1 pseudogene is annotated in these 598 nt (G+C 52.2%); it reads right to left on the bottom strand.

Annotation, left to right across the window (positions count from 1 at the left end):
- Window positions 1-598: pseudogene (locus ACVRRC_RS22235) on the bottom strand (hypothetical protein); the annotation flags it as partial.

The following is a 598-nucleotide window of genomic DNA, read 5'->3' as shown; positions in this document are numbered from 1 at the left end:
AAAGCGACTCGTCTACCGTGATAGTCGAAGCGCCGGTATTTTGTGCAACCCCAACGATGACACTGAACTGACTGCCTTGAATATACTGACCGCCAGCAAAGCTGTATTTGATATTGTCTTGTGCAGTGCCTGTACTGAAATTACAGTTCGGGATGCTATGACCACGGCCTAAACTGCCCATTGCATAGCCTGGTGGAATATCGCCCAGCGCAACGGCGCGTAAGATGTTACGGATCGTTTCGACGTAGCTGTCTTTCTGCTCCCATTTACGGGCTTTGGCTTCGCTACCGCCGTACATCACATTCTGCGCATAACCTGACGCAGTCGGAGCGTTACCCACCTTGCGAGAAAGCATTAACGAGGCCTGGACTGGTGCAATCTTTTGCGGAACCAGAGACAAAGACAGGGCGACACTTTCGTCGCCTTTTTCGCTGACATACAGCGCGACCGGGTTGGTGGAGCTCGTGGACACATAGATCACATTACCTTGCACGCTGACTTTGACATCAGACAGTTGCAAACGCTGAACGGTAGGGCGTTCGAACGGCGTGACGATGCGGTTAAGCTGGCCGATTGAAATCGGGATCAGGGTATTCAC

This window comes from Stutzerimonas sp. LR2 (assembly GCF_055755175.1).
This window is presented reverse-complemented; position numbering and strand designations above follow the sequence as displayed.